The following is a 20,877-nucleotide window of genomic DNA, read 5'->3' on the forward strand; positions in this document are numbered from 1 at the left end:
GCGGCGCATCACTCGGCCTATCTATAGGAGGAAACGTATTTTAATTCAGAGGCTTCCCAATGTCCGATTCCACAATTCTTTTGCTGTCCGGCTCTCTGCGCAAGGGCTCTTACAACCGTATGCTTTTGGCCGAGGCCAAGCGCGTTTATGGCGATGCGACCTTCCTTGAAGGCGACCTGAAGCTGCCCCTCTATGATGGGGACGACGAAGAGGCGAACGGCGTGCCAGACGCCGTCACGACACTGGCTGATCAGATCGCACAGGCCGATGCGGTCATCCTGTCCTCGCCCGAATACAACAAAGGGATCACTGGCGTACTGAAGAACGCGCTCGACTGGCTGAGCCGCACCAAGACAAATCCGCTTGCCGATAAACCGGTGCTGGTGATGTCCGCAAACATGGGCCGCACGGGCGGCGAGTCTGGCCAACTGATGACCCGCACCTGCTTGGTTCCCCACCAAGCCCGCATCATCCCCGGCCCCCTGCTGACCATCGCCCAAGCGCATGAAGCGTTTGACGACGAAGGGCACTTGAAGAACGAGATGTCTCAGAAGATGCTGTCGGGGCTGATTGATCGCCTGAAAAAGGAAATCGCCCTTGGCTAACGCCACCACCCTGACCGATATTATGGACCCCGCCCGCGCTCAGGCGTTGGCGGCAAGTCTGGGGATGCCCGACATCGCGGAAACCATGCCGCCCTTCTTTCATCAGATCTACTTCTGGGATCCGGTCGAGAATGCGGGGCTTGGGCGTGATGGGCATCCCAAAGTCGGACAGGGCATTATGCCTGACATGGGACTGCCGCGTCGGATGTGGGCGGGCGGCCGGCTCGAATTTCACGCTCCGGTGCACCTTGGGCAAACCGCCGAGAAAACAACAGCTGTAGACAAGACCGCGCACAAACAGGGGCGCTCTGGTCCCTTAGGGTTTGTCACCCTCCGCCACGACATCCGCCAGAATAACAAGCTTTGTGTCACAGAGTATCAGGACATCGTCTACCTGAACGACCCTGAGCCGGACGCGCGTCCCGCGACACCGCCGATGGCGCGCGATGACGGCGAGATCCTGCTGGAACGCAGTTTCTCTAGCACCGATCTGTTTCGCTATTCGGCGCTGACCTTCAACGGTCACCGTATTCACTATGATCTGGACTACTGCCGGGAGGTGGAGGGCTATGACGGGCTTGTGGTTCACGGCCCGCTGTTGGCGCAATTGCTGATGCTGCTGGCCGAGCGCGCTCTTGGTCCCCTGACATCATTTGAGTTCCGCGCCACGGCCCCTGCCCTGCATGGTGAACACATCGCCTTTTGCCTTGGGACCGATGGCGCAATGTGGGTACGCGGACCAGACGGACGCCAATGCATGCAAGCCGTAGCCCGCATCTAGGCCAGCAAGAAGTTCAAAAGCTTGCCATTGCGGTCCAGCGCATCGATCACGTCGAAATGGTGCCGCCCATCCGCAATCTCGAGCCCACAGTCCCAAACCCGCGCGAGCTTGGCCGCTTGTTCGATAAATGCGGGGCGCTCTGCTCCGCCAACCCAGACAGTGACGGGCACATCCGGCTTGGCCAAGGCGACGGGGCTCTCTCGCAGAGCTTCATCCGCATCAATCCGTAGGATTTCGTTCATTGAGGTATGCATCAGTGGCTCTAAGTCCGCCACGGGCGAAATCGGAACGACCCGCCGGATACGGTGCATGACGCTCGCAGGTAGCAAACCCGCTGCGGCGCGCGCCACCAGATGCCCGCCCGCACTATGTCCTGTCAGAACCAGCGGTCCTTTTGACGTCTCGGCTATTTGGGTGACGACTGATGCAATCTCTGCCCCGATCTCGGCAATGCGCGCTTCGGGACATAGGGTGTAGCTTGGCATCACCACGGCCCACCCGCGCGCGACAGCGCCAGACGCCAGATGCGACCACGTGGACTTGTCAAAGGCCTTCCAATAGCCGCCGTGGACAAAGATCAGTGTGCCCTGCGCAGGACCATCGGGCAAAAATAGATCGTACTTCTGGCGCGCACCCTCGCCGTAGGGCCGATCCAGCCGCGACAAACCCGAATGCGCGATCCGAAACGCCTCTGCCTGCGCATTCCATCGCGCGGGAAAGGAACTTCCGTCCGGAATAAACGCTGTGTTCTCGTATGCACGATCCAAGTTCATACCTGACACTCCTGTTCGCTGGACAAGTGTAGCGAGGCCTGCTTCTGCTATGCCAGCGGAAAATGAAATACGAATGCCAACGGAGGCTCTTATGACCACATCGCCCCTCTCCGAACTTCTGGCGGATCCCAGCCTGATTGCCACCCAAGCCTATATGGCCGGAGACTGGGTGCACGGCGCAGGCGGTCAATTCGAAGTGACCAACCCCGCCACCGGCGAAGTATTGGCAATGGTCGCCGACGTGACCCGCGAACAAACCGCCGACGCCGTCGAAAAAGGCCGCCTCGCCCAAAAGGAATGGGCCGCCCGCACCGCCAAGGACCGCTCGAATGTGATGCGCGCGTGGTTCAATCTGATCATGGAAAACCAAGAAGACCTGGCCAAGATCATGACCGCCGAGCAAGGCAAGCCCTTGGCCGAGGCGCGAGGCGAGATCAGTTATGGCGCCAGCTTCATCGAATTCTACGCCGAAGAGGCCAAGCGCATTCTGGGTGAGATCATCCCCGGCCACCAGCCCGACAAGCGCATCCACGTGCTCAAGCAGCCCATCGGTGTCGTTGGCTCGATCACGCCTTGGAACTTCCCCACCGCGATGATCACTCGCAAGTGCGGCCCCGCCATCGCGGCGGGCTGTTCGTTCGTTGCGCGCCCCGCCTCGGAAACCCCGCTTTCGGCGCTGGCTCTGGCCGTATTGGCCGAACGTGCGGGACTACCCAAGGGCATCCTGTCGATCCTGCCCGCCTCGGACGCCGCTGGCATCGGTCAGGAATTCTGCGAGAACCCGAGCGTGCGCAAGCTGACCTTTACCGGCTCGACCGGCGTGGGCCGCATTCTGCTGCGTCAGGCCGCCGATCAGGTCATGAAGTGCAGCATGGAGCTGGGGGGCAACGCGCCCTTTATTGTCTTTGACGACGCCGATCTGGACGCCGCGGTCGAGGGCGCGATCGCCTGCAAGTTCCGCAACAACGGCCAGACCTGCGTCTGCGCGAACCGCATCTATGTGCAGGGCGGCGTGTACGACGCCTTTGCCGAGAAACTGCGCGCCAAGGTCGCCGCGATGAAGGTTGGCAATGGTCTGGAAGACGGCACCGATCTGGGCCCGCTGATCACCGAAAAGGCCGTGGAAAAGGTCGAAGACCACCTGCAGGACGCCGTATCCAAGGGCGCGACCGTGATCCTTGGGGGCAAGCCCCACGAAAAAGGTGGCACCTTCTACGAGCCGACAATCGTGACCGGCGTGACTCAGGACATGAAGGTGTCGAAAGAGGAAACCTTTGGCCCCTTCGCACCCCTCTTCCGCTTTAGCGATGTGGATGACGTGATCGAAATGGCGAACGACACCATCTTTGGCCTCGCCGCCTATTTCTACGCCAAGGACCTAAGCCGCGTGCACAAGGTTTCCGAGGCGCTGGAATATGGCATCGTGGGCGTGAACACCGGCATTATCTCGACCGAGCAAGCGCCCTTTGGCGGCGTGAAACAGTCGGGTCTGGGCCGCGAGGGCAGCCACCACGGTATCGAAGAATATCTCGAGCTGAAATACGTCTGCCTGTCGGTCTAACCCAGCAGGCGCGGCACCTCAGCCGCCAGTAGATCAAAGACCAGCCGGATTTTTCGGCTGGTCTGCAGCTCTTTGTGAGCGACCAGCCAGACGGGATAAGAGATCGGGTCCAGCCCGCAATCGACCCGCGCCATGTCTCGCGTTGAGTCCCCAAGCCACACCGGAACGATCCCCACGCCGAGCCCTTGCTTGGCCATTTCCCAATGCACCAGATGATCACTGGTTTGATAGGGGAAGTTCTGCGTGGTCACCCCCAGCCCCATCTTATTCAGTCCACCGATCAAGCGGTCGTTATGCTCCATCCCGATGAAGCTGGCGCGCTGCAGGTTGCCTTCGTCCCGCAGGTCCCCCAGCTTTTCCGCGTAATCCTCGGTCGAGAAGAGGTATCCGTAATCCTCGGTAATTTTGCGGGCGATCAGGGTATCGCCCTCGGGCGGCGCATTGCGCAGGGCGATGTCTGCCTCACGCCGTTGCAGGTCCGAAATATCGTTCTTGGCCACGATCTCGACCGTCAAATCAGGCGCTTTCTGGCGGATCAGCGGCAAGATGGGCGGCAGCAGATAAGCCGCGTAAATCTCGCTGGCAGTGATGCGGATTGTGCCCTCAATGGACTGGGATTTGCCCGTGGCGGTCAAAGACAAACTGCCTGCCGCCTCGGCCATTGCGCGGACATGAGCCAGAAGACTGTCACCGGACTCTGTCAGCTCCAGCCCACGCCCCACGCGGTCGAACAGGGCAATCCCCAACTCGTCCTCAAGAGCAGCCACCTGACGCCCCAAAGTCGGCTGCGTCATGCCCAAAGCGCGGGCGGCAGCGGACAAAGAGCCCTCTTCTGCGGTGACCAAAAACGCTCTTGCGTGGTTCCAGTCAAATTTTACGCGGGTCCAATCCATGCGAATCTGTATATGTCCGGTCTGAATTTCGATAATTTTTTAATGGACCGATTCTAGTTAATTTCGACTAAAGATCACACCATTCAGGACATTCTCAGATGAAATCAGTTTCGTACAAATCGTACGGGGCGCCGGATGTATTGCGGCTAGAGCTGCGTCCGACCCCCGAACCCAAGGCCAAAGAAATCCAGATCCGCGTTCATGCCAGTGCCGTGACCACCGCAGACTGGCGTCTGCGCGCGTCGGATTTCCCCGGTGGACTGTGGATCGTGGGACGGTTGATGTTCGGTCTCTTCCGGCCGCGCAAGCCCATCCTCGGGATGACCTTTGCGGGCGAAGTGACCGAGGTCGGCGCGGGCGTCACCAAGTTCAAAATGGGTCAGAAGGTCTTTGGCTTCTCTGGCGGTGGAGCCCACGCCGAATACCTGACCATCCACGAGGACCGAGCTCTCGCCGTGATGCCAGAGGGTCTGGACTATGCGGACGCGGCGGCAGTGCCCTTTGGCGGGCTTTGCGCGCTCGTGTTTCTGCGTGATGTGGCTGAACTGAAAAATGGCCAGCGCATCCTGATCATCGGTGCTACAGGCGGCGTCGGGGCCTATGCCACGCAGATCGCCAAGGGCAAGGGCGCACACGTAACTGCCGTATGTGGCAGCACTAGCGAGGAGCTGGCACAATCCCTTGGCGCAGATGAGGTCATCAACTACCACGAAACCGATCCCCTGTCGGGCAAAGACACCTATGATGTGATATTCGATTGCGTGGGAGCCAGCTCCTTTGCCACGGCGCAGAATGTGTTGAAGCCGTCAGGACTGTACGTCCCGCTGAATTTCGGCGTGAGGGAGTTGCGCCAGCTCATGACCCAGAAAAAAGGCGGCAAGCGCATGAAGCTGCACGTCAACGATGACACTGCGGAGGACATGCAGGAACTGACCGCTCTGATGTCCGAGGGCAAGGTAACCCCCGTTGTCGACCGCGTTTACGATCTGATCGACGTGTTCGAGGCACACAGCCGCGTTCAGACCCGCCATGCGCGCGGGACGGTCGTCCTGTCTCTTGGCTGAACAGCAAAGGGGCTCGGCGATCTGCCGAGCCACCTGTCATTCACCCTGAACAAGCGGTCACGCGTTGGCGTGGCCTTCGATCGACTGGCCCGCAGGCTTGGTCGATGCGATCTCAATGCGGCGCGGTTTCAGCGCCTCGGGGATTTCCCGTTTCAGGTCGATGTGCAGCATCCCATCGGTGTGGGTCGCGCCAACGACGCGGACATGATCCGCCAGATGGAAGCGGCGCTCAAACGCGCGGGTCGCAATGCCACGATGCAGGTAGGTGCGCGGGGTCTCTTCGTCGCCCTTGCGGGCCGAGACAACCAACGCCTTTTCCTTGACCTCGACACTCAGATCCTCTGCGCCGAAGCCGGCAACAGCGATTGAGATGCGGTAGGCATCGTCGGCAGTTTTTTCGATGTTATAGGGGGGGTAGGTCGGCTGCGGGGCGTCATTCGCCAGAACCCGGTCCATCAGGTCCGCAATTTGGTCAAAACCGACAGTGGCCCGATACAGGGGGGCCAGATCAAAGTTACGCATGTCATCCTCCGTAAAGCGATAACTGTGTTGCTGTGCCTTCCGTCATGGACAGGCAGGGGTGGGCGTGGACCCCATCATGGGCATCCACACAACACAATTTGGGAAGGGCTGATCAGGCTTTCAAGAGGGTCAGGGGCGAATGAATTTCGCGCCTGTGCCATTGCTATGCGTGTTCTGTCCGACGATCACATGGCGCGGCCCTTTGGCCCCCATCGTGTTGCGGACGTTGTCCATCTCCAGCTCTGCGCGGAGCTCGCGATAGGCCAAAGACAGGTCAGATCCCAATGCAACAGGATCGCCATTCACCTCGGCCTTGGCTGCGACGACTGACACAATTTTCGCACCATACGGCGTAATCTGGAAAATGGGCGCCCCAGAGGACCCGAAGTCCACATCACACGACAGGACGATCACGCCATCCTGCACGGACATCACGTTGCATACCTCTTGGAGAGAGGGCGCTTCGGCTCTGTCATAGGCGTAAGACACCACGCCGACCTCGGCACCGCGGTGCGGGAGAGGCGCAGTCGGGAAGGGCGTCACCTGTGTGTTTCGGATCGGCTGGACCAACTCAAGCAACGCCAGGTCCAGACGCACGCGCTCCGGGCCTTCGCTGCGATCGTAGCGATAAGAGGGATGGGTCACCGCACGGCGTATGCCGCGATAGGCCAGCGCCCGGCCATTCCGCCATCCCGCTAGAAACTCCATCTGGTCCAGATCGACGCGCTCACCGGTTTCTTTGTCGAACAGGCAGTGGGCTGCGGTCAGCACAAGGTCAGGCGCAACAAGGGCACCTGTGCAGAAACCTTTGCCGCCCACGTCCAGACGCCCCACGCCTTCCCAGCCGCGGCTGTCGACGCCAGTTTCCAGACGACGCAACTCTGTTTCGCTTGCTGCGTCGGCCGCAGTCATTCCGAAACAAAGCGCGATTGCTGCCAGTATGAAGCGCAAACCCAACCTCCACTTACACTCATCTTTCGCAATAATCTCAGGATGAGGCAAAAGTAGGGCGGGTTAAACCAAAATCGGGACTTCTCCGGGGCAAACACCCCCCATGGCACGCGGCAGAGGTCCGCCGGTCGCCCAATCCAAAAGCTCGACACTGTGAACAATCGGCGTCTTTGTGCCGGAGCCGATCTGCATCATGCACCCGATATTTCCGGCCGCGATGACGTCTGGTTGAATGGCTTCAAGGGTGCGCACTTTTCGTTCTTTGAGCTTACCGGAAATCTCGGGCTGCATCAGGTTGTAGGTTCCCGCGCTCCCGCAACACAAATGGCTATCTTGCGGTTCAAGCACCTGAAAACCAACTCTCTTCAACAGCTCTTTCGGCGCGGATTTCACTTGCTGACCATGCTGAAGGGAGCATGCCGCGTGGTAGGCAACCCGCAAGTCCTTGTTTTCGCCTTCGGGGATGTCGAGCTTGAGCAAAAGCTCGCTGATATCCATTGCCAAAGCGGAAACTTGCTCGGCCGCGGCAGACAGCTCACTGTTTCTGAACATGTGCCAATAGTCTTTGACTGTCGTCCCGCAACCGCTGGTATTGATCACAATTGCGTCCAAACCGCCCTGCTCGTATTCGCTCATCCATGCGCGGATATTTGCCGCCGCAGCGACATGGCTGTCGTTTTCACGCCCCATGTGATGCGTGAGAGCACCGCAGCATCCCGCATCTTTCGCGATCACCACCTCGCAGCCGAGTCTTCGGAGCAAACGTATAGTTGCATCATTGATGTCAGTGTTCAGCGCTTTTTGCGCGCAGCCTGTCATCAGCGCAACCCGCATCTTCTTTTTCGCAACGGGTTCGAAAGTCTGAGGCGCATCGTTGACGCTGACGGGTGGCACATATTTGGGCGCCATCTCAAGCATCGCTTTCAATCGTGGGTCAGGCACCAAGCCTTTGAACGGACGACCCAGTTTTGCCAAGAAAAGCGCGAACCGGAAGCGCGAGGGGTACGGCAGAATCTGCGCAAGCATCCAGCGCAGGGCGCGGTCGTGCCAAGGACGCGTATAGTTCTTTTCGATGTACGCACGTGCATGGTCAACCAGATGCATGTAATGCACGCCCGACGGACATGTGGTCATGCAAGCCAGACAACTCAGGCAACGGTCCACGTGGCGCACGGTTTTTTCGTCCGGCACGCGGTTGTTTTCCAGCATATCCTTGATCAGATAGATGCGGCCACGGGGGCTATCCAGTTCATCCCCCAGCACCTGGTAGGTCGGGCAGGTTGCCGTACAAAACCCACAGTGAACGCAGGTCCGCAGGACCTCGTTGGCGCGCTTGGTGCCTGGATCCTGAAGCTGTTCGTCGGTGAAAAAAGTCTGCATCAGTTGGCTCCCATCAGTCCGGGGTTAAAAATCCCCTTGGGATCAAATTTCGCGCGCAGGCCCTCGGCCAATCGCGCATTGACGGGCGTTTCCGGATGAAAGCGCGCTTGCCCTGCCCCACGCACCAAAGTCGCGTGACCAGCCACACCCAACTGCGATCTCACATCCGATGCCTCGGGCACCACAGCCCAAATCAAGCCGCCCCCCCAATCCATCTGAGCTTTGGTCGCGTCGATCACCCTTAAAACCTCGGGTCCGTCAGACGGCTTCACTGAGATTCGCCATAGATCGCCCTTGGCCCCGACAAACCCCGTCAGATCGCGCACATAGCCCCAACCGGCGGTCACCCGCTCTGCATCTGTTTCGACGTGTACATCTCCGAACCGGCCGAGCATCTCCTTCAGCTTGCCGGTCCGGTAGTCCACTTGCGCGCCAAAGCCCTCGACACGCACCATGGTCACTGGCGTGCCGTCCATCCCTTCGGTCAAATGTGCCGCGCCGGTCACGTCATAGGGCGACCCCAGCGCCGCCGACATCGCAGCAACGGCGTCATCAGGCGACAGACCATCAATCAGAACGCAACCCTGCGCTTCTGGCAAAGGAAGAACCTTCATCGACACTTCAGTCATTACACCCAATGTGCCGTGCGCGCCCGCCATCAGTTTGACCAGATCATAGCCGGTCACGTTCTTCATCACGCGACCACCATTTTTAACTGCGGTGCCAAGGCCATCCACATAGCGCACACCCAGCAGAAAATCGCGGCAGGCGCCCGCTTGGATACGGCGCGGCCCACTCACGTTCATCGCAACCACACCGCCAATCGTGGGCGCCCCATCAGTCCCGAGCACAGCACGTAAATCCGCAGGCTCGAAAGCCAACCGCTGCCCTTCGGCGGCCAGTGTCCCTTCAATCTCCCCGAGCGCTGTGCCCGCCTTCACCACCAGCGTCAGCGCGCCTGGTTCATATAACGAGATGCCCTTCAACCCAGACGTCTCAATGACATCCGTGCCCTGCGGCACGATCCCAGCAGTCCCGCCACCGCGAATCCACAAGGGCGCATCCCGCCCTGCAATCAGTTCGGCCAACTCGGCCTCTGTCTCAGGTCGCATATTCATCTTTGTCCAAATACTCTCGGGGGTGAATTGGGCCCTAGGCCCAAGAGGGGGCAGACAGCCCCCATACCCGGCTTCCATTCATTCGGCGGCGATTTTCACAGCGCGGCGCGCCTCGGACGACGCCAGCGGAAAGACCTTGGTGGGGTTTAAAAGCCACGCCGGATCAAACACGTCTTTCACTGCCATCTGAGCCTCCAGATCAACCGGATCGAACTGGTCCACCATCAAATCGCGCTTTTCGATACCGACTCCGTGCTCACCGGTCAGGCAACCACCGACCTCGACGCACAGTCGCAAAATGTCCGCGCCAAAGGCTTCACACAGTTCCAACTGACCAGGCTCGTTCGCATTATACAGGATCAACGGATGCATGTTGCCGTCACCCGCATGGAAGACGTTTGCCACGCCGAGCCCATATTGCTTCGACAGCTCGCCAATCCGGCGCAGCACTTCGGGCAGGGCCGAAACGGGGATTGTCCCATCCAAGCACATATAGTCGTTGATCTGCCCCATCGCGCCAAAGGCAGACTTGCGCCCCAGCCAAATCCGATAGGCCTCGTCTGCATCCGCTGCCTCTCGATAGTCCACGGGGTTGTGGGCGGCGGCGATCTCTTTGATCAGCCCCAACTGGTGCTGAATTTCCTCGGGGCTACCCTCGACCTCGATAATCAGCAGCGCTTCACACATGGGGTATCCCGCCTTGGCAAAGGCCTCGCAGGCCTCGATGCAAGGGCGGTCCATGAATTCGATCGCCACGGGCAACACGCCAGCCTTGATGATATCCGACACACAGGCCCCCGCGCCCTCGTTCGTGTCAAAGCCCATCAGCACTGGCAACGCCCCTTCGGGTTTTGCCAGAATGCGCAGGGTCGCCTCGGTCACGACACCAAGCTGCCCTTCGGACCCACAGATCACCCCCAGCAAGTCCAAGCCCGCCGCGTCCAGATGCGCGCCTCCGATCTCGGTGACGGTGCCGTCCATCAGCACCATGGTCACGCCCATCAGGTTGTTCGTGGTCACGCCGTACTTCAAGCAGTGGGCCCCACCCGAATTCATCGCGATGTTCCCTGCGATCGCACAGGCCAACTGCGAAGACGGGTCAGGCGCGTAGAAGAAACCATCTGCCTCCACCGCCACCGTGACACTCAGGTTCGTGCGTCCGGTTTGCACACGGATAAAGCGGTTGTCGTAGTCGGTCTCCAGCACCTCGTTCATACGCGCCACGCCAAGGATCACTGAATCTGCCGTTGGCAGCGCCCCACCCGCGAGCGAGGTTCCCGACCCGCGAGGCACCACAGGCACCCCCAGATCATGGCAAATCCGCAGCACCTCAGAAACCTCTTGGGTCGAGGCAGGCAACACCGCCGCCAAGGGCGGACAGCGGTACGCCGTCAGCGCGTCGCATTCATAGGCGCGGGTCTCGGACTCTTCGTGGATGACCGCATCTTCTGGCAAAACCTCGGACAGTCGCCTGACCAATTCTGCCTTCTTTGCCAGAATAGTGGGGTTTGGTGCTGGCATTTCCATAGCGGGCTCCTCCTCGACTTGGCGCGTCTGGTCAAAAAATATAACCAATTTTTCCATCTGGCAAGAACCAAGCGTCCAAACTACAGTGCAGGCATGACTTGGCTCGACCGTATCACCCTGTTTGAAATCGCAGATTTCTGTGCTGTCACCTTGATGGTGATCGCGTGGCTACTGATTGGCCTACGCATCGAAAATCCCGGAAAAAACCCAAGTGTTTCGGTACTTATGGCCCAGTATCGGCGCGAATGGCTAAAGCACATGGTAACACGCCAACCGCGAATCTTTGACGCAACGATCCTGAGCGGTTTGCGACAGGCGACCAGTTTCTTTGCGTCGGCCAGCATGATTGCCCTTGGCGGCGGGTTCGCAGCAATTGGCAACTCCGAACAGCTGCAAGGCGTGGCCGAGGATCTGACACTCGACACCTCGCCTGCTGTGGTGTGGGAAATCAAGATTCTGTTCATCATGGTCTTTCTGACCAATGCGTTCCTGAAGTTCGTGTGGTCCAACCGTCTCTTTGGCTACTGCGCTGTACTGATGGCCGCCGTTTCCAACGATCCAAACGACCCAACAGCCTATGTCCGCGCGGACAAGTCGGCCTCTTTGAACATCAGCGCCGCACGCGCATTCAATCGCGGCCTGCGGTCGGTCTACTTTTCGCTTGGCGCCAGCGCGTGGTTGCTCGGCCCTTGGGCCCTGTTTGGCGCGACGGTCTTTACGGTGAGTGTGTTGTGGCGGCGCGAGTTTGCCTCAAAATCCCGCCAAGTCCTGATGGATACCAGCGACGGAATGCCCCCACCCACGGGCTTGTGAGAGTTGAAAGGCCAAGACTCATGTTAGGGTCTGGCCATGCTCAAATCCGCGATATTCCTCTCAATTTTCCTATCTATGCCCTTGTCGATTCCTGCTCTAGCGGGGGAGGGTAAGGTGGAAAAGGCGACTGCCAAACCATGGGAATGGGATGGCGGATCGAAGTGACGGTGCGCCACGAAGACACGGGATGGCAGCATTATATCGACTACTGGATCGTCGAAACTCAGACGGGTCAGGAAATCGGTCGGCGCAAGCTCTTGCATCCACATGTAGATGAGCAACCCTTCACGCGATCGCTGTCCAGCCTGAATGTGCCCGACGGACTGCGGCGGGTCTATATCCGCCTGCACTGCAAGCGTGATGGGCTATCGAAAACGCGTTACTTGGTAAAGCTACGGAACTAAGTCAGGCTCAGTTCCGCCCTTCGCGCAGCCATGCCCCGATCACCAGACCAGAGATCACCAAGAGCACCATCCAAGCCGGCAGCAACGGGACACGGCTAATATCACGTGCCTCTGACGCATCCCGCGGCGTGAGACCAATCCAGCCACGCCCGATCGCAGGACGACCCGGGCGCACGTCGCGGATCGAAGGAAGGCCATCAGTCATCCGCCAGACGCCCCCACCCGTGGCAGCCAAAACAGGATCAAGCAGCGCACCGCTGGCAATTGTCTCTTCGAACTCGCGGGGTGCCGCAGGGCCAAGGCCAATGACGATCTCGTGCTCACCTTCTGCCAGACGATAGAGCCCCATTTCATCGCCTGTGATCAAAGCCTCGTAGTGGCCCGGAGACATTTCTTCGAGAATGACTTCGCTTTCGGTTCCGTCGGGCGCTGTGACCGTCACCGCACCAACGTCTCCGGTCAGGGATCGCCTGACGATGCGAATTTCCTGACCAATGGCTTCGGCGGTTAACGATTCCTCTTCCAGTTCAGGCTCGCCCATCATCCAGTGCGCCAGACGGCGCAGCAGTTCCAGTTGGGGTCCGCCCCCTTCGAAACCGCGCCCCCAGAGCCAAGCTTGATCGGACGCAAGCAGCGCAACACGCCCCTCTCCTACACGATCCAGAATCAAAAGCGGCAGGTCATTGATGCCCGACATCACCACATCGCCGCCTTGGGGATCGACCTCAATCTGGCGCAGCCAACGGCCCCAATCCGGATCGACGTCAAGGGGTGCGAGCCCCTCGGTTACGGGATGGCGTTGTCCCGTTTCAGTCACACGGGGCACATAGGCCTGTTCGAGAACACGCGCTGTTGGCTCACCTGGCAGAACCTCTCCTAGAGGAGAGCGAAAGAGGCTTTCGGCACCGGCGTAGTCCGGCCCGGCCGAGACCAGAACCGCCCCACCGTTTTCGATGTAATTCCGAACGTTGTCCAAATAGAGCGCAGGAAGGATGCCCCTCCGTTTGTAGCGGTCGAAAATAATCAGATCAAAGTCGTCGATCTTTTCCAGAAACAGCTCTCTGGTTGGAAACGCGATCAAAGAGAGTTCGGTGACCGGCACGCCATCCTGCTTTTCCGGAGGACGGAGGATCGTGAAATGCACCAAGTCCACCGAGCTATCGGACTTCAGTAGGTTGCGCCACGTCCGCTCGCCCGCGTGGGGCACGCCAGAGACCAGAAGGACAGACAATCGATCCCGCACGCCATTCATCTGAACGAGCGCGCTGTTGTTATGGTCGGTCAGCTCGCCTTCGGCGGCAGTGACCTTGAATTCGATGACGTTGCGCCCCGCATGGGACAAGGTCACCGGCAATTCCATGTCTTGCCCCACCGGCACCAGAACAGTCCGCGCCGGAGCGCCGTCAACGGAAACCGATAGCTCTGCGGGTCCAATTCCGCTTGGGACCGCGCCCTGATCTTCGACCCTTAGGGTTAGGGTAATTTCCTCTCCGAGGATCGCAAAAGCCGGGGCATTGCTTACCACCAGCCGCCGGTCCCAATCAGTTTCCTGACCGGACAGCATCAGATGGAGCGGCGCGGGCAAATCAGGCGCAGCGGGCAGATCATGAAGACGTCCATCCGAGAGCAGAATTGCGCCTGCGATACGGGCTTTCGGCTCTTCGGCGATGGCCTCGGCAAGGGCGCTCATCATTTGAGTGCCCGCGTTTTCAGTCCCGTCACCGACGGTAATCCGACGCACTTCAGTGTTGGGACGTTCAGCCAAGCGCTGCGCCATCGCTTCGGCGGCTTCAGCAGTCTGAAATGCCCGGTCCGACAGCCGCTGGCTGGCGCTGCGATCCTCGACCAACAATACGATATCCGAGAGTTGCGCCGCTGTTTCCTCTTGCAGCGCAGGCCCTGCCAGAGCCGCGGCAATGACGCCAAGGGCGAGCCCCCGCAAGATCCACCCAGAGAGCCGGCGGACATATGCCAGTGCTGTGACTGCCACGGCCAATGCTACCGCGCCATACACGATCCAAAGCGGGACAAGGGGTGCGAATGCGATTTCGTATGTCATTGACCCAACCTGTCCAACAGAGCAGGCACATGTACCTGATCCGATTTATAATTTCCGGTCAGCACATGCATCACCAGATTGACCCCGAACCGGAATGCCATCTCGCGCTGCCGCTCGCCTGTGTAACCCCGCCCGACCGTTCGCAAAGAGTAACCAGCATCGTCAATCGCCCAAGCGCTGGCCCAATCATTGCCGCCAACCACCACGGGTGTTACGCCGTCGTTCAGATCACGGAACGGCATACCCTCGATCTGGATGGCATCTTCGGGGGCGGCCTCCACCCAGACATCCCGGCTGCTGTAGCGGCCCGGAAAATCTTGCAGAAGATAAAAGGCGCGGGTCAGAACATGATCCTCGGGAATGGGTTCGAGCGGCGGAATATCCAAAGGCGCAGCCAGTTCCCGCAGCTTTTGGCCTTCGGGCGAATTGGCTCCGAAACGCGAGGTATCTGCATCTCGCGTATCAAATAGAACCATGCCGCCACCGCGAAGGTATTCGTTCAACTTTGCGTAGGCCGCATCGGACGGGCGCTGCTGTTCCGGCGTAATCGGCCAGTATAGCAAAGGGTAGAACGCAAGTTCATCCCTCTCCAAATCTACGGAACGTGGCTCGCTTGGCTCGACAGAGGTCCGGTCGAACAGCGTCCGAGACAGCCCGCGCATGGCGGCCAGCGACAGCGCATCCAGCGTCGCGTCTCCTGTCAGGATGTTGGCGAATGTCACCTCGCCCGCAGCCAGAATCTGATCGTCAGGAACCGAAGGCATGTCTTCTTGAGCACGGGTTTCGACCGGCACAGAGAGGATGAACAGCCCCGCAAGGGTTGCCGCGACCCCGCGGCGTAAACGGCCGCCCACAGCGAGTGACGCTAGCAAATCCGCCGTCAACAAAAGCGCTGCAAGGGTCAAAAAGACGCCTCCCAAGGGTTGTGAATCCGGCGCGACCAGAGGCTGAACAGTTACCGATGCAGGCCAGACGACAGGCGCCAAAATGGTATCCTCTTCGATCAGGTTGCGGGACAGGCGGCGACCCTCGGACTCATAAAGACCGGGACGTAGATCAGTTCCGAGAGGGCGCTCAAATAGGTTTGTGCCTGCCACGCCGGGCAAAGAGTCCCCGCTCTGAAGACGCCCGAACCCATCTAGGACCTGCGCAGGCTGCCAAGTTGTCCCTTCGAGTTGCGCTGCATCTGGCCGCTCTGTGCGCGACGAAATCGACAGCCGTTCCAGCATTTGGACAAACAGACCCGACAGGGGCAAAGAGCTCCATTCCGCATTTGCAGTCACATGGAAAAGCACAATTTGCCCCGCCCCATGCGCTTTGCGGGTCACCAGCGGAGTCCCATCTGCGAGGCTGGCAATGACCCGTTCGCTGAGCGTTGGATCAGGTTGCGCCATGACCTGGGAAGTCACGTCCACATCATCAGGCAAAGCCAGCCCGACAAAGGGGCTGCTGTCTGGGAACGGTGCAAGTGTTTTGGGATCGCCCCAACTCATTGCCCCGCCAACACTACGGCCCCCAGCCCTGAGACGAACGGGCAGCAAAGGATCCTCCGCGTCGCGCGAGACATCGCTGGCTGCCAGTCTGGGACCGGCAAAGCGGACCAGCTGTCCACCACCTTCGATCCACTCCAAAAGCTGCTCTTCTTCCTGCGGTGCAAGACGCGCCACGTCGGCCAGAATGATGCTGTCAGGGTTGGCCAGTAGGATATCTTCGAGACTACCGTCCAGCAAATCGGCGGTCGGTTCCAACGCTTGCCGCAGATAATGCAGCGGGGACAACAGATCGATCGCCTCGCGGTCGCGCCCGCCATCAATCAGAGCGACTTCGCGGCGCTGCATCCGGTCATCGGTGAGTGTTACCGCTCCCGCGCTGCGCAGGCCATCAATTGCAAATCGTCCAACGCGCGCCCGCAACTCGGTAGGTAAATCCATGTTTGTCGTTGCTTCGGTCGCACCAGCCTCGAATTGCGCGGTCGCAGTTCCAAGCACACGTTCGACACCAGACGGATCAGGGCCCAAAGCAGAGATCTGCATCTCTTCGGCTGCGCCAGGTCGAAGCCGCTCCGCAGTAAGCGCCACTTCGCCGCCCTCGGCCAAAGGAGTCCGAAGAACGACCGGAGTGCGACCTGTTTCGAAAACAGTCAGATTACCACGCGCGGCCAGATCCTCGGCCAATGTTCCACGGCCTTCATATTCCAGACCATCGCTCAGCCACCACGTCTCGAAATTTCCATCAGGCAACACCACGTCAAAACGCGGGGACCACGGGGCGGGAACCAAGCCCGGAAGCCCCTCGATCACTGCAGAGGCATCCTGAAAGGTGACCTGAGCGGGCGCGGTCAAAGACAGAACGGCCACCGATCTGCCATTGCGCCCCGCTTCAGCCAACATGGGCTCGAGCCGCGCGATGCGCCCACGCCAGTCTGCCGCGCTCGCCCATGTTGCATCCAGTACAACCAGCAATGGCCCGCGTCCGTTTTGACGAGAATCCGGATTCAGCACAGGACCAGCCAGACCAATGATCACCGCCGCAACTGCCAGCATCCGCAAGAGTAGCAGCCACCACGGGGTCTTGTCGCTCTGGTGTTCGTCGTCCTTGAGCCCAAGCAGCAACGAGACCGCAGGAAATTTGCGCCGTACAGGCGCAGGCGGCACAGCACGAAGCAGGAACCACAGCACAGGAAGCGCCAGAAGCCCCGCCAAAAGCCACGGTGCCGCGAATCCCAAAGCTCCGAAAACCGCCATTTATGTGCTCCCCTGCACGGCTTGATAGACCCACAACAAGGCCCCCTGCGCCGTTTCAGACGTGTGGTGATGTCCGACCATCCAGCCGGTCTGCAAGGCGACATCCGCCAGTTCCGCTTTGCGCTCTGCCAAACGCGAGAGGTAACGTTCTCTTAGCGTATCGGCCCGCAGCGTTTCATGGCGCACGCCTCCGCTCATGCTTTCGAAGATCGTGCGGCCTCGGAACGGAAATTCTTCTTCGGCCGGGTCGAGGACCTGTAAAAGCGCCCCACGAATGCCGCGGCCTGCTGCGCGGGTCAGCACCTTTTTCAGTGGCTCGATATCCCCCAGAAAATCAGAGACGATCAGCGCGCGGCTGTTCGGCACCATGGGCGACAGGTCAGGCACGCCATAGTCATCGGGGCGGTCCTGCACCAAGGCCCCTGCGATCCTCTCGAGTTGTCCAGTCCCGCGGCGCGGGGGCAACACCGCCCCCAAGGCCACGCGCTCACCGCCTCGTACCAACAGCACAGCGGTGGCCATTCCGATCAGGCGCGCGCGGTCTGCTTTGCTTGGCAGCCCCTGTGCACTGGCGAAGTTCATGGAACTGGCCTGATCCACCCAAAGCAAGGCGCTTTGTGCGATCTGCCATTCGCGCTGCTTGATAAATTGCTCTTCGCCCCGCGCTGAACGACGCCAGTCGATCATGCGTGCATCGTCACCAGTCTGAAGCTGTCGGTACTGCCAAAATGCTTCACCAGCGCCAGCGCGTTTGCGACCATGATCACCCAGTTGCACGTTGGCAGCCAAGCGCTCTGCACTGGCCAGCAACGGCGGATAGGCTGCCGCCAGAACCTCTGCGCGACTGCGAAGGTGGGGGGCCTCGGTCACGCGGCGGCCTCGTGCCCTGTGATACGGGCAACACCGCTGGCGATCACATCTTCAATCTGCTGCCCCCGCGCACGGGCGGCAAATGTCAGTTGCATCCGGTGACGCAGGACCGGATCCGCCATACGCGCCACATCTTCGGCACTCGGTGCGAGACGGCCGTTCAGCATGGCTTCTGCCCGGACGGCCAGCATCAGAGCCTGTGCCGCACGGGGTCCAGGGCCCCAAGACACATCCTGAATGACTTCGGGCAAAGCAGTGGCATCTTCGGGGCGGAATACCCGCACCAGATCCAGAATCATCTCGACCACACTGTCACCTACGGGCATCCGGCGGAGCAGCTTCTGGGCTGCGACCAGTTCATCGGCTGTAAAGATTTGACGCGACTGCTCTTCGGTTGCGCCGGTCGTGGCCAGCAGGATTGCCTTTTCGGTGTCGCGATCAGGGTAGCGTACGTTGATTTGAACAAGGAAACGGTCAAGCTGCGCCTCGGGCAGCGGATAGGTGCCTTCTTGGTCGATCGGGTTCTGGGTCGCCAGTACGTGGAACGGCGCGGGCAGTGATCGCGTCTCGCCGCCAATGGACACAGCGCGTTCCTGCATCGCTTGCAAAAGCGCCGACTGGGTGCGCGGGCTGGCACGGTTGATTTCGTCAGCCATGAGCAATTGGCAGAATACCGGCCCTTCAAGGAACCTGAACGCACGTCGCCCGTCCGCATCGGTCTCTAGCACTTCGGAGCCCAGAATATCCGCCGGCATCAGGTCCGGCGTGAACTGAACCCGCTTGCCGTCCAAGCCCATTACTGTCGACAATGTTTCGACCAATCGCGTTTTACCCAAGCCCGGCAAGCCGATCAGCAGACCATGCCCCCCGCAGAGCAAAGAGGTTAGCGTCAGATCCACGACACGCGTCTGTCCGATAAACCGTTTCGTGATCGACTCGCGGGCAAGAGCCAGTTTTTCCTCGAAGGTTTCGATTTCGGACACCAGATCGGCGGTTTCGGTCATGGTGTGGCTCCTGCTCTGGGGAATGCTATATACAGATAGGGTATCTCAGGATTCCGAAATGGCAAAAGGGAACTAAAAACACATGAGCGTGAAGCCATCCGCAGATGACATCGCCGCCGCTGCCCGTGCTGCTTCCAAAGGCGGTCTGCCTCCGATCCACAAATGGAACCCGCCCTTCTGCGGCGATCTGGATATGCGTATCGCGCGCGATGGCACTTGGTTCTACAACGGAACGCCCATCGGCCGCGCTCCGCTGGTGCGACTGTTTTCAACCATTTTGAAGCGCGAAGACGGGAAGTACTTTCTTGTGACCCCCGTAGAGAAGGTCGGCATTCAAGTGGATGACGCGCCGTTCGTTGCTATCGATTTTGATGTCACAGACTCGGATGGCCAACCGGTTTTGACCTTTGTCACCAATGTTGGCGACCGAACCAGCGCAGGAACAGCGCATCCGATCCGCGTCGTCCGTGATCCGGAAACGGGCGAGCCCGCCCCCTATGTGCACGTCCGGGACGAACTCGAAGCGCTGATTGATCGCAAAAGCTTCTATCGCCTAATCGACCGAGGGGAACACCGCGACCATAATGGAATGCGCTGGTTCGGAATTGTCTCTGGCACAGAGTTCTTCCCCTTCATTCCATCGGAAGAATTGGAATAATCGCAGGCCCGACTGTGCGCCATTGCCGCCTTCACATCATCAGGACCAAGAGTATGCTTGGGCCGTCTCGTCCACCTGATCGGAGCGCAGCAATGATCCACCCGAAATACGCCCCATACCTGTTCAGCCTGTTCCTGTCGGGCATGATGTCCTGCCTCGTCTCGGGAATCGCGACGTATCGCGCCTTGGGCTTTGTCCCAAATTTTGGCGCAGAGTGGATGGGCGCATGGGGCTCTAGCTGGCTGGTTGCCTTTCCGGCAGTGCTGCTGGTCGCCCCTGTGGCCCGCCGATTGGTCGCCTTGGTCGTCCGCGCACCTGACGCCGCCTGACGGGGATCTGGCCGCCTAGCAGGCCGGACGCAGGCCGGAATTCAGCATACTTGAAGCAGCTTCGATGTCGCGGACGGTGTGTTGGACCAGACGCGCGCGGGCATCCAGCTGTGTCCAGCCATGTCCACCGATTTCGTAACGATGCAGTTTCGCCTGAGCGCCCCAGATGTCCAAATAGCGCTCTGACGCGGATACGGGAACGATTGGATCATCCTCGGAATGGTGCAGGTGCACAGGTCCATCAAAGCGGTCCACCCCATTATACGGATCGAACGTCTTTGCATCGCGGATAAAGGACGCACCAACACCCTGCCCGTCAAAATCAAACAGCTCTGATTCCGGGTTCGCGGGCAGCGGGTCCCCCATGATATGGCCCGCGGCGATGTCCTCGACGAAGCTAGCAGCAGGTGCCCAAAGAGTGAGAGACTTGACCAAATCTGGCCGCTCACCAGATAGAACGGCTGCGGCCATCCCGCCGAGCGAGTGTCCGACCACGTGAACCGGCCTGCCGCTGCGCCGCTTGAGCGTTTCCAACACCACTTCAAGCTGGCGCACTTCGTCCGAGGCGTAAATCTCGGAAAAGTCGCCATCGCTCTCTCCGTGGCCCAGACGGTCAAAGGTCACAACCGCAAACCCCTCATCGTGGAGTGCCCGCGCCAACTGCACAAACAATCGGCCTGTCCCATAGCGATTGCTCGAAAATCCGTGGTTCAAAACCACATAATCGATCGGCGCAGGGATCTGATAAAAGCTGCCGCGAATAGTCAGGTCACGATGAATAAATTCAACACTTTTAGGAACGTTCAAAATCTGGCTCCCCC

Annotated in this window: 20 protein-coding genes; 8 read left to right on the top strand and 12 right to left on the bottom strand. The window is 59.8% G+C overall.

Annotated elements, in window-relative coordinates; all coding sequences use genetic code 11:
• Positions 1–59: 59 nt before the first annotated feature.
• The gene (locus tag AB9K37_RS03565; protein WP_369835582.1) at positions 60–605 is read left to right on the top strand and encodes an NADPH-dependent FMN reductase; all 546 of its coding nucleotides are present in this window, start codon (positions 60–62) and stop codon (positions 603–605) included.
• 22 nt (positions 606–627) lie between these two features.
• Entirely contained in the window at positions 628–1,386 is a 759-nt protein-coding gene (locus AB9K37_RS03570) for a MaoC family dehydratase N-terminal domain-containing protein (RefSeq protein ID WP_369835650.1), read from the top strand.
• On the opposite strand, the gene AB9K37_RS03575 is transcribed toward AB9K37_RS03570, so the two are convergent.
• Positions 1,383–2,159, bottom strand: coding sequence for an alpha/beta hydrolase (locus AB9K37_RS03575; protein WP_369835583.1), 777 nt, complete (start codon positions 2,157–2,159; stop codon positions 1,383–1,385). The two genes, AB9K37_RS03570 and AB9K37_RS03575, sit on opposite strands and share 4 nt — an antisense overlap.
• 91 nt (positions 2,160–2,250) lie before the next feature.
• On the opposite strand from AB9K37_RS03575, the gene AB9K37_RS03580 reads away from it, so the two are divergent.
• Entirely contained in the window at positions 2,251–3,720 is a 1,470-nt protein-coding gene (locus AB9K37_RS03580) for an NAD-dependent succinate-semialdehyde dehydrogenase (RefSeq protein WP_369835584.1), read from the top strand.
• Here the strand turns inward: AB9K37_RS03580 and AB9K37_RS03585 are convergent.
• Complete coding sequence (locus AB9K37_RS03585) at positions 3,717–4,613, bottom strand: LysR family transcriptional regulator (RefSeq protein WP_369835585.1); 897 nt, start codon at positions 4,611–4,613, stop codon at positions 3,717–3,719. The genes AB9K37_RS03580 and AB9K37_RS03585 overlap by 4 nt on opposite strands.
• A gap of 98 nt (positions 4,614–4,711) precedes the next feature.
• On the opposite strand from AB9K37_RS03585, the gene AB9K37_RS03590 reads away from it, so the two are divergent.
• Positions 4,712–5,677, top strand: a complete 966-nt coding sequence (locus tag AB9K37_RS03590) for an NAD(P)-dependent alcohol dehydrogenase (protein ID WP_369835586.1) — start codon at positions 4,712–4,714, stop codon at positions 5,675–5,677.
• A gap of 57 nt (positions 5,678–5,734) precedes the next feature.
• Here AB9K37_RS03590 and AB9K37_RS03595 read toward each other — a convergent pair whose 3' ends face one another.
• From AB9K37_RS03595 to AB9K37_RS03615, 5 genes are all read right to left on the bottom strand, one after another.
• Entirely contained in the window at positions 5,735–6,199 is a 465-nt protein-coding gene (locus AB9K37_RS03595; protein ID WP_369835587.1) for an Hsp20 family protein, read from the bottom strand.
• 129 nt (positions 6,200–6,328) lie between these two features.
• Complete coding sequence (locus AB9K37_RS03600; RefSeq protein ID WP_369835588.1) at positions 6,329–7,150, bottom strand: serine protease; 822 nt, start codon at positions 7,148–7,150, stop codon at positions 6,329–6,331.
• A gap of 63 nt (positions 7,151–7,213) precedes the next feature.
• A complete protein-coding gene (glcF, locus tag AB9K37_RS03605; RefSeq protein ID WP_369835589.1) occupies positions 7,214–8,530 on the bottom strand; it encodes a glycolate oxidase subunit GlcF in 1,317 nt (438 codons plus the stop codon).
• On the bottom strand, positions 8,530–9,642 hold the full coding sequence (locus AB9K37_RS03610) for an FAD-binding protein (RefSeq protein WP_369835590.1): 1,113 nt from the start codon (positions 9,640–9,642) through the stop codon (positions 8,530–8,532). Before AB9K37_RS03610 ends, glcF begins: the two co-directional genes overlap by 1 nt.
• Before the next feature lie 84 nt (positions 9,643–9,726).
• Complete coding sequence (locus tag AB9K37_RS03615) at positions 9,727–11,175, bottom strand: FAD-linked oxidase C-terminal domain-containing protein (protein ID WP_369835591.1); 1,449 nt, start codon at positions 11,173–11,175, stop codon at positions 9,727–9,729.
• 93 nt (positions 11,176–11,268) lie between these two features.
• On the opposite strand from AB9K37_RS03615, the gene AB9K37_RS03620 reads away from it, so the two are divergent.
• On the top strand, positions 11,269–11,988 hold the full coding sequence (locus AB9K37_RS03620) for a DUF599 domain-containing protein (protein ID WP_369835592.1): 720 nt from the start codon (positions 11,269–11,271) through the stop codon (positions 11,986–11,988).
• A gap of 137 nt (positions 11,989–12,125) precedes the next feature.
• On the top strand, positions 12,126–12,392 hold the full coding sequence (locus AB9K37_RS03625; RefSeq protein ID WP_369835593.1) for a hypothetical protein: 267 nt from the start codon (positions 12,126–12,128) through the stop codon (positions 12,390–12,392).
• A 7-nt stretch (positions 12,393–12,399) separates the two neighbouring features.
• Here AB9K37_RS03625 and AB9K37_RS03630 read toward each other — a convergent pair whose 3' ends face one another.
• Genes AB9K37_RS03630 through AB9K37_RS03645 form a run of 4 tightly spaced genes read right to left on the bottom strand, consistent with a single transcriptional unit; the run spans position 12,400 to position 19,069 of the window.
• Positions 12,400–14,451 (bottom strand): hypothetical protein, encoded by a 2,052-nt coding sequence (locus tag AB9K37_RS03630; protein WP_369835594.1) that lies wholly within the window; start codon positions 14,449–14,451, stop codon positions 12,400–12,402.
• The gene (locus tag AB9K37_RS03635; protein ID WP_369835595.1) at positions 14,448–17,195 is read right to left on the bottom strand and encodes a DUF4159 domain-containing protein; all 2,748 of its coding nucleotides are present in this window, start codon (positions 17,193–17,195) and stop codon (positions 14,448–14,450) included. Before AB9K37_RS03635 ends, AB9K37_RS03630 begins: the two co-directional genes overlap by 4 nt.
• Positions 17,196–18,065, bottom strand: a complete 870-nt coding sequence (locus tag AB9K37_RS03640; RefSeq protein ID WP_369835596.1) for a DUF58 domain-containing protein — start codon at positions 18,063–18,065, stop codon at positions 17,196–17,198.
• Positions 18,062–19,069, bottom strand: a complete 1,008-nt coding sequence (locus AB9K37_RS03645; protein ID WP_369835597.1) for an AAA family ATPase — start codon at positions 19,067–19,069, stop codon at positions 18,062–18,064. Before AB9K37_RS03645 ends, AB9K37_RS03640 begins: the two co-directional genes overlap by 4 nt.
• An 82-nt stretch (positions 19,070–19,151) precedes the next feature.
• Between AB9K37_RS03645 and AB9K37_RS03650 the strand changes: the two genes are divergently transcribed.
• Both AB9K37_RS03650 and AB9K37_RS03655 read left to right on the top strand, forming a co-directional pair.
• Positions 19,152–19,727 carry a DUF1285 domain-containing protein gene (locus tag AB9K37_RS03650; protein ID WP_369835598.1) on the top strand — a complete coding sequence of 192 codons (576 nt, stop codon included), beginning with the start codon at positions 19,152–19,154 and terminating at the stop codon, positions 19,725–19,727.
• Positions 19,728–19,819: 92 nt separating this feature from the next.
• On the top strand, positions 19,820–20,056 hold the full coding sequence (locus AB9K37_RS03655) for a DUF2798 domain-containing protein (RefSeq protein ID WP_369835599.1): 237 nt from the start codon (positions 19,820–19,822) through the stop codon (positions 20,054–20,056).
• A gap of 15 nt (positions 20,057–20,071) precedes the next feature.
• On the opposite strand, the gene AB9K37_RS03660 is transcribed toward AB9K37_RS03655, so the two are convergent.
• Positions 20,072–20,863: an alpha/beta hydrolase gene (locus AB9K37_RS03660; RefSeq protein WP_369835600.1), complete on the bottom strand. Its 792-nt coding sequence runs from the start codon at positions 20,861–20,863 to the stop codon at positions 20,072–20,074.
• Positions 20,864–20,877 lie beyond the last annotated feature (14 nt).

Source organism: Donghicola sp. XS_ASV15, from assembly GCF_041224595.1.
Classification (GTDB): domain Bacteria; phylum Pseudomonadota; class Alphaproteobacteria; order Rhodobacterales; family Rhodobacteraceae; genus Donghicola.